General features: G+C 45.3%; 5 protein-coding genes. 4 read left to right on the top strand and 1 reads right to left on the bottom strand.

What is annotated here, in order from left to right; all coding sequences use genetic code 11:
* Positions 1-3: 3 nt before the first annotated feature.
* Positions 4-693 (bottom strand): DUF502 domain-containing protein, encoded by a 690-nt coding sequence (locus tag ACX0G9_RS29480; RefSeq protein ID WP_459068580.1) that lies wholly within the window; start codon positions 691-693, stop codon positions 4-6.
* A 229-nt stretch (positions 694-922) separates the two neighbouring features.
* On the opposite strand from ACX0G9_RS29480, the gene ACX0G9_RS29475 reads away from it, so the two are divergent.
* From ACX0G9_RS29475 to ACX0G9_RS29460, 4 genes are read left to right on the top strand one after another with little or no spacing between them, the layout of a single operon-like run.
* Positions 923-1,576 (top strand): TetR/AcrR family transcriptional regulator, encoded by a 654-nt coding sequence (locus ACX0G9_RS29475; RefSeq protein ID WP_459068579.1) that lies wholly within the window; start codon positions 923-925, stop codon positions 1,574-1,576.
* The gene (locus ACX0G9_RS29470; RefSeq protein ID WP_459068578.1) at positions 1,560-2,957 is read left to right on the top strand and encodes a TolC family protein; all 1,398 of its coding nucleotides are present in this window, start codon (positions 1,560-1,562) and stop codon (positions 2,955-2,957) included. The genes ACX0G9_RS29475 and ACX0G9_RS29470 overlap by 17 nt, the downstream gene beginning before the upstream one ends.
* Before the next feature lie 59 nt (positions 2,958-3,016).
* Positions 3,017-4,171 (top strand): efflux RND transporter periplasmic adaptor subunit, encoded by a 1,155-nt coding sequence (locus tag ACX0G9_RS29465; RefSeq protein ID WP_459068577.1) that lies wholly within the window; start codon positions 3,017-3,019, stop codon positions 4,169-4,171.
* A gap of 56 nt (positions 4,172-4,227) precedes the next feature.
* Positions 4,228-7,827, top strand: coding sequence for an efflux RND transporter permease subunit (locus ACX0G9_RS29460; protein WP_459068576.1), 3,600 nt, complete (start codon positions 4,228-4,230; stop codon positions 7,825-7,827).
* Positions 7,828-7,970 lie beyond the last annotated feature (143 nt).

Here is a 7,970-nt window from a genome sequence, read left to right as displayed (position 1 = left end):
GGTTTATAATGGATTAGGAACAGGCTCTGTTTTGGATGCCGGTTGGGATTGATTCCTGGGATCGTGTTCGGATTCCCCGATGTCGGTTACTCCGCCTGAAATGGCGAATTTCATGGCCTCGGCGGAACTTATATCATCCAGCAAACGTACCCGTTCTTTTTTAACAAAATACAGATGCCCGGCAAAAGCATAGGATTGAGGAACATAGACGGCCACATATTCTTCGAGCCCGAATTTGATGGATTCCTCCTGGGTAATAAAACCAATCTGCCAGATATCCGGCGCCTGGATACTGACCAGCACTGCTTTATCGAACTTTCTTTTGTTGCCGGCAAAAGCCTCGAAAAAGTCTTTGATGGTCGTATAAATAAGCTTTATTCCGGGCGTTTTTTCCAGGATCCTGTCCGAAATGCCAACCAGGCGGCTTACAATAAAGGAGGGGGAAATATAACCAACGATCAGGGCGATCGTGATGAATACGACAAAACCGAGTCCCGGGATCCGTTTGGGGCTGCCGTACAGGTCTGTCCCGGTCAGGTTGGGTAAAATGCTGTGGACCAGGTTGGGAAGGATCCCGTCGATCCAGTTAAAAAGGGCAACGACCGTCAGGATCGTGATGGAAATGGGGGCAAGGACTAACACTCCCTGTAAGAAAAAATGTAATAAATTCCGGAGTATTTTTCGAATCTGCATAAGCCGGTCGTTTAAAACGTGAAATTAGGCAATCTCCCGAAGCGCAGGTATTAATTAATACCGGCCACCCCTTTTAAGGCGCCGTTCATCTCCCCAATTCGTTAACTGATCCCCAAATTGTCAAAAAATAGCTCGGAAACTTTGGTAACGAAAAAAGTTTCCGTAGTTTTGGCCCTTAAAAGGCAAAAAATGCTTTGCCGGGCAACGGCGGACCATTTTAAGGGAAAATATGGAAGTAAAAGGCAATATGGAAGTAAAAGAAAGAATATTAAGTAAAGCGGCAGAACTTTTCATGCGGTATGGGATCCGTTCTATTACCATGGATGAAATAGCGGCAAAACTGGGTATTTCAAAAAAGACGATTTACCAGTTCTTTACCGATAAAGACGACATGGTTTCGGCGGTTATCGATGTTGAAATAAAGAAAAATACGGCTGATTGCATCGACTGTCAGGAAAAAGCCGAAAACGCAGTTCATCACATTTTCCTGGCTCTGGAATCCCTGGAGGAGGTATTGAAATATATGAATCCGCTGATGCTCTATGATCTTGAGAAACATCATCCCCGGGCCTTCAAAAACCTGAAGGATTATAAATATGAATTTCTCTATAAGATCACCATGGAGAACCTGCAAAGGGGGATAAAAGAAGAACTCTACCGCGATAATATACAGCTGGATATAGTGACTAAATGTCGTATCGAATCTGCCTTCCTCATCTTTAACCTGGATCTATTCCCGCACAGCAAGTATAATGTGTCTGAGGTGAACTATGAACTGTCTATGTTATTCCTGCATGGGGTCGTATCGGAAAAGGGCAATAAGCTTATCGAAAAATATAACACGGAAAGAAATAAAAAAACAGCTCATGAACAGAAGGTTTAACAAATGGCAAGGGTTGATACCTTGCGTACTTATCCTGGCAGCATTGAATGCGCAGGCGCAGCAGGGAACGGCTGCCGGCCAGGGCGCAGCTTCCGGAAAGGCAACTGCCGGGCAGACCGTTATTCATAATTTTTCGACGAAGGATGCGATCGATTATGCAGCCAAAAATAGTGTTTTCGTTAAAAATGCCTTGCTGGATTATAAGATCCAGGAACAAAGCAACCGGGCAACTACTTCGCAGGCATTGCCCCAGATTACAGGAAGCCTGGGTGCGACGGATAACCTTCAATTACCAACAAGCCTCATACCGGGAGAATTTGTGGGGCAACCGGCAGGCACTTTCCTTCCCCTTAAATTCGGTACTCAATTCAACAATAATGCGGGGATTACTTTAAAACAGGTATTATTTGACGGTCAGGTGTTTGTCGGCTTACAGGCCCGTCAGGCCTCCCTGAATTTCTATACCAAAAAACAAGAGATCACCGAGCAAATGTTGCGCGCCAATATTCTAAAGATCTATTATCAATTATTGGTGAGCAAAACGCAGATGGACCAGATCGATGCGAACATAGCCAACCAGCGGGAGCTATTACGCAATTCCAGCGAATTATTTAAGAATGGTTTTTCGGAAAAACTGGATGTGGATAAGGCATCGGTGCAACTGGCCAACCTGGAATCCGAAAAGATTCAGACGGGCTATAACATCGATAATGGATACCTGGGGCTTAAAGTATTAATGGGCATGCCCATAAGGGACTCCCTTACATTAACCGATACCCTGACCTATGATATGATCCGCAACTCCGTCCTGGGGGATGATTATAAATATACAGACCGTCATGAATACCAGCTGCTTCAGATCAACAAACAACTAAACGAGTTCGATGTGAGCAGGTATAAGAAAATGTATATTCCGACGGTTTCCCTGACGGCTAATTACGCGCAAAACCAATTCTCAAATAAATTCGATCTGGGTCAGCGGAACAGCTGGTTCCCCTCTTCTTATGTGGGGTTGAATATTTCCGTTCCCATTTTTGACGGATTCTTTAAAGATGCGAATATCCGGCAGGCAAAATACAAATTGCAGCAGACCGAGAATAATATCGATTCCCTTAAGAACCGGGTGGATAACGATGTGAAGCAGTCGCAATTGCGGTTCACCGCTTCACTCGCGACGCTTGACTATCAAAAGAAGAATATGGATCTCTCCGCAAGCGTTTACGAGCAGACCCGGAAAAAATACGAACAAGGTCTTGGTTCCAATACGGAGATTACAACGGCTTTGTCGGACCAGAAAACAGCCCAGCAAAACTATTTTAACGCACTGTATAATGCCATTACGGCAAGAATCGATTATTTGAATGCCATTGGCAAACTATAACTATAACCAATTATAAATTTACCCGGCAACCTGGAACGAAAACTTAAAAAATCATTGATATGTATAAGATACTGACTGTTGTTGTAATCGGCTCTTCCTTTCTGCTCGCTTCCTGCGGGAGCAGCTCCGGACCTAAGAACGATTCCCTGGAAGGAAAGAAAACCGAACTGACCAATCTGAAAAACCAGGAAGAGAAACTAAGCAAACAGATCGCGACCCTGGAAGCGGAGATCATAAAGGCCGACCCGGCTTCCGCCCTTGCAGAAAAAGCGAAACTGGTAACCCTTACCCCTCTCGCTCCCACCTCATTTACGCACTTCATCGACCTTCAGGGTAATGTGGATGCCGAAGATGTTTCTTATATCGCCCCCCGTGACGGAAAAGGTGGGGTGGTAAGACAGCGGTATATAAAAAAGGGAGATGCCGTTAAGAAAGGGCAGTTATTGTTAAAACTGGATGATGCCATCCAGCGTCAGCAACTCAGCAATGACCAGACAAAACTGGCCCATTCCAAAGATATCTATCAACGCCGAAAGAATCTTTGGGATGAAAAGATCGGTACGGAAGTGGATCTGATAAATGCAAAAAATGAAGTTGACCAAGCCGAAAATCAAATCAAACTGGACCAGGAGCAACTGGATTTTACAAATATTTATGCTGATATCACGGGTGTAGTAGACGACATCACGGTAAAGGTGGGTGAATTGTTCAATGGTCAGCAGCAGTTGCGCCTGATCAATACCAATAATCTGAAGGTATTGGTACAGGTTCCTGAACTCTACCAGGAACGCGTAAAGGTAGGAACGCCGGTGAAGATCGCTTTCCCGGGATTAAATAACAAGGAAATTACCGGAATTGTACATGTAGCCGGAAAAACGATCAATACCGGAAGCCGGTCCTTTGAGGTGGAAATAAGGATCCCCAATAGCAATGAAATCCGGGCAAACCAGGTAGCCGTTGTTAAACTCCAGGATTATGCGGCAAACAATGCAATTACCATCCCGGTGAATACCCTGCAAACGGATGAAAAAGGGAAATATGTATTGTTAAGCGTTACGGAAAAGGGGAAAACGGTAGCACGAAAGAAAACAGTTACGATCGGTCAGTTATATGCCGATAAGATAGAAGTTAAGAGCGGCCTGCAGGCCGGTGATCAATTGATCACCGATGGATTTCAGGGTTTGTACGAAGGGCAGTTGATCGCGACCAAATAGTAGAAGAGGCCATATAACAGAGCAGGCCATTGCTTAATTCAATTCAAAATCGACTCATGAGTGCTTTAGAAAATTTTACAGATAAATTCAAAAATTTCGGGCCTACCACCTGGAGTATTAAGAATAAAACGGCCATTTATTTACTCATGCTTGTCGTGAGTGGAATGGGGCTTTATCAATTCCTGACCTTACCAAAGGAACAATTCCCCGACATCGTAATACCGACGATTTATGTATCCACGATCTATACGGGTAATTCCCCTAAGGATATGGAGAACCTGGTAACACGCCCTATCGAAAAACAGATCAAAAGTATAACGGGTGCAAAGATAAAAAAATTCACCAGCACCTCTCAACAGGACTACTCCGCCATTATGGTTGAGTTCGAAACGGATGTGAAAGTGGATATTGCCTTGCAGAAAGTAAAAGATGCGATCGATAAGTCCAAACAGGATCTTCCAACAGATCTGACGCAGGAACCAACAGCGTTGGAAGTTAGTTTTTCCGATCAACCGATCATGTATGTTAATATAAGCGGGGATTATGACCAGCAGCGGTTAAAGAAATTTGCGGATGATATGAAGGACAAGCTGGAAGAATTACCGCAGTTGAACCGGGTGGATATTGTCGGAGCTCCTGAACGCGAGTTTCAGATCAATGTAGACAATTTCCGCTTACGGAGTTCCAATCTTACGTTTGACGATATCGATAATGCCGTTAAGGCCGAGAACCTGGATATCTCCGGAGGATTGCTGGATGTAGGCAATATGAAACGCAGTCTTCAGCTGAAGGGCCAGTTCCATACGGCAGCAGATATAGCCCAGATCATCGTTCGCAGTCCGAGTGGCGGCGGGGCCGTTTATCTGAAGGACATTGCGACCATCAAAGATACGATCAAGGACAGGGAAAGTTATGCGCGGCTGGATGGAAAGAATGTAGTGACCCTCAATATCATCAAACGGTCGGGAGAGAATCTTATCCAGACTTCCGATGACGTAAACAAGACGGTCAATGAAATGCGTGGGGCCTATCCAAAGGATCTGAATATCGTCGTTACAGGCGATATGAGTACGAAAACCAGGACTTCGTTCAATGATCTGGTTAACTCCATTGTCATTGGTTTTGTGCTGGTATTGATCATCCTCATGTTCTTCATGGGAGTGGTGAATGCCTTTTTCGTTGCCTTGTCGGTACCGCTGAGTATGTTCGTGGCCTTTGTATTCCTGCCTGCGGCGGATATTATGATAGGAACCCATGTCACCCTCAACTTCATCGTGCTTTTTGCTTTATTATTCGGGTTGGGGATTATTGTGGATGATGCGATCGTGGTCATTGAAAACACCCACCGTATTTTCACCCAAGGCAAGGGAAAGATCAATACGTCCCAATCCGCGATGATGGCTGCCGGTGAAGTGTTTATCCCCGTACTTGCCGGTACGGTTACCACCCTGGCGCCCTTCGTTCCCCTCATGTTCTGGCCGGGGATCATCGGGAAATTCATGATCTATCTGCCGGCGATGCTGATCTTTACGTTGACAGCTTCGCTGATTGTGGCTTTCATTATGAACCCGGTTTTTGCGGTGGACTTCATGAATCATCCGGAAGAAGAAGGGAAGACTTCCAAATTCAGCATTTTTAAGACACCTGGATTTTGGATCGCGGTCATCCTGGGTATCTTACTGGATCTGATGAAAGTTACTTTCCTGGGGAACCTGCTGTTATTCATGGTCATCATGGCGATACTGAATAAATTCCTGTTCGAAGGGATGATCCATAGTTTTCAAAACCGTGTATTGCCCTGGATCATGGGACATTATGAAAGTTTGCTGCGTTGGGCGCTGAAAGGCTGGAGACCTGCATGGCTCCTATTCAGCACTTTCCTTTTGCTGATCTTTTCCTTTATATTTTTCGTCATGCGGAATGTACCGGTAGTCTTTTTTCCAAAAGGAGATCCTAACCAGGTATTTGTATACCTGAAACTGCCGGTGGGAACTTCTGTGGATTATACGGATTCGGTTACACGTGTTTTGGAAGGACGTGTATACAAGGTCCTGAATATGGAAAATGGCAAGAAGAATACGGTAGTGGAAAGTGTGATCAGTAATGTCGCCATAGGTGCCAGCGATCCTACAAGCGGAGACCGTAGTACCCGCAGTGAATTGGGGCGTATCCAGGTTTCCTTTGTGGAATATGGCAAACGTAATGGCGTACACACGGCCCCTTACCTGGATTCTATCCGGTATATGATGAAAGGCGTTCCGGGTGCGGAGATCTCCGTTGACCAGGAAAGCAGCGGCCCTCCTACAGATCCTCCCGTCAATATTGAAGTTGCCAGCGAAAATTTTGACGACCTGATCAAAACAGGGGTGAGATTAAAGAACTATCTGGACTCTATCCAGACACCCGGGGTGGAAGAGTTAAAAATGGATATCGATCTGACCAACCCTGAGATTACCCTGACCGTTGACCGGCAAAGGGCGATGAGTGAGGGCGTTACTTCGGCTATGATAGGCCAGCAGCTCAGAACAGCCTTATTTGGGAAAGAAGCCTCAAAGATCAAGGAAGGAAAGGATGAATATAAGATCCAGATCAGGAACCTGGCCATCCAGCGAAAGAACCTGAGTGACCTTCTTAATATGAATGTCACCTTCAGAGATATGGCCAGCGGGGGCGCGATCAAGAATATTCCGATCAGTTCGCTCGTAAAGGTCGATTATACCAGTACGCTGGGAAGTGTAAAAAGAAAGAACCAGAAAAGGGTCATCACCCTACGTTCCAATGTACTGACAACACAGGGATATACCGCTACGGGCGTGAACCAGGTATTAACCAAATCCATTGCGAATTTTAAAGGCACCATGGATGGCGTTACCATCAAACAGACCGGAGAAGGGGAGCAGCAGGCAGAAACAGGAGCATTCCTGACGAAAGCACTTGTCATTGCGTTGATGATGATCCTGCTTACGCTGGTATTACAATTCAATTCTGTCTCTAAATCGGTCATCATCCTGACGGAGATCCTGTTCAGTGTAATTGGTGTGCTGCTTGGTTTTGCATTTACCAGGATGGAAGTATCCATACTGATGACAGGCCTGGGTATTGTGGGACTTGCCGGTATTGTGGTCAAGAATGGTATATTGGTTATTGAATTCACCGATGAACTGCGTGGCAGGGGTATGAAGACGAGGGATGCGGTTATCGAAGCAGGTAAGACACGTATCATCCCTGTATTATTGACAGCCATGGCCGCTATCTTAGCCTTGATCCCGCTGGCGACAGGGTTTAATATCAATTTCGTCACCCTGTTCTCCGAATTGAACCCGCATATATATTTTGGCGGTGACAATGCAGTATTCTGGAAACCTTTATCCTGGACCATCATATTCGGATTAGCCTTTGCTTTTTTCATGACTTTGTTCATGGTGCCGAGTATGTACCTGATCGCTGAAAGATTAAGAAGACCGATGCGTCGTCATTTCGGCGGAAAGTGGATATCCTTCCTCGGTATTCCTCCGTTTACGTTCCTGTTTATTGTACTGGTATTCTGGACGATCTTCAGACACAGCGTAGAGGTAACAAGAAGAAGACGTAAACTGGGAGACAAGCTGGCTGGAAAAGGCGGAGCCGGTGAAACCTGGATCAGGAGTTGGTTTTAAATAAACGAAAACAGCAAACTGCTGATAATGAATAAATTAGCATGGATCTTAGCTGGTAGGCATTGATGTTTAGCCTGGAACTGCAAAAGATGCGCTGACTGACCCTAAAAAGCCGGTAAGCGCATCTTCGTTTTTTCTACCTT

Source organism: Flavitalea flava (assembly GCF_054461575.1).
Note: the sequence above shows the minus strand (reverse complement) of the source record. Positions and strands in the feature narration are given on the sequence as shown.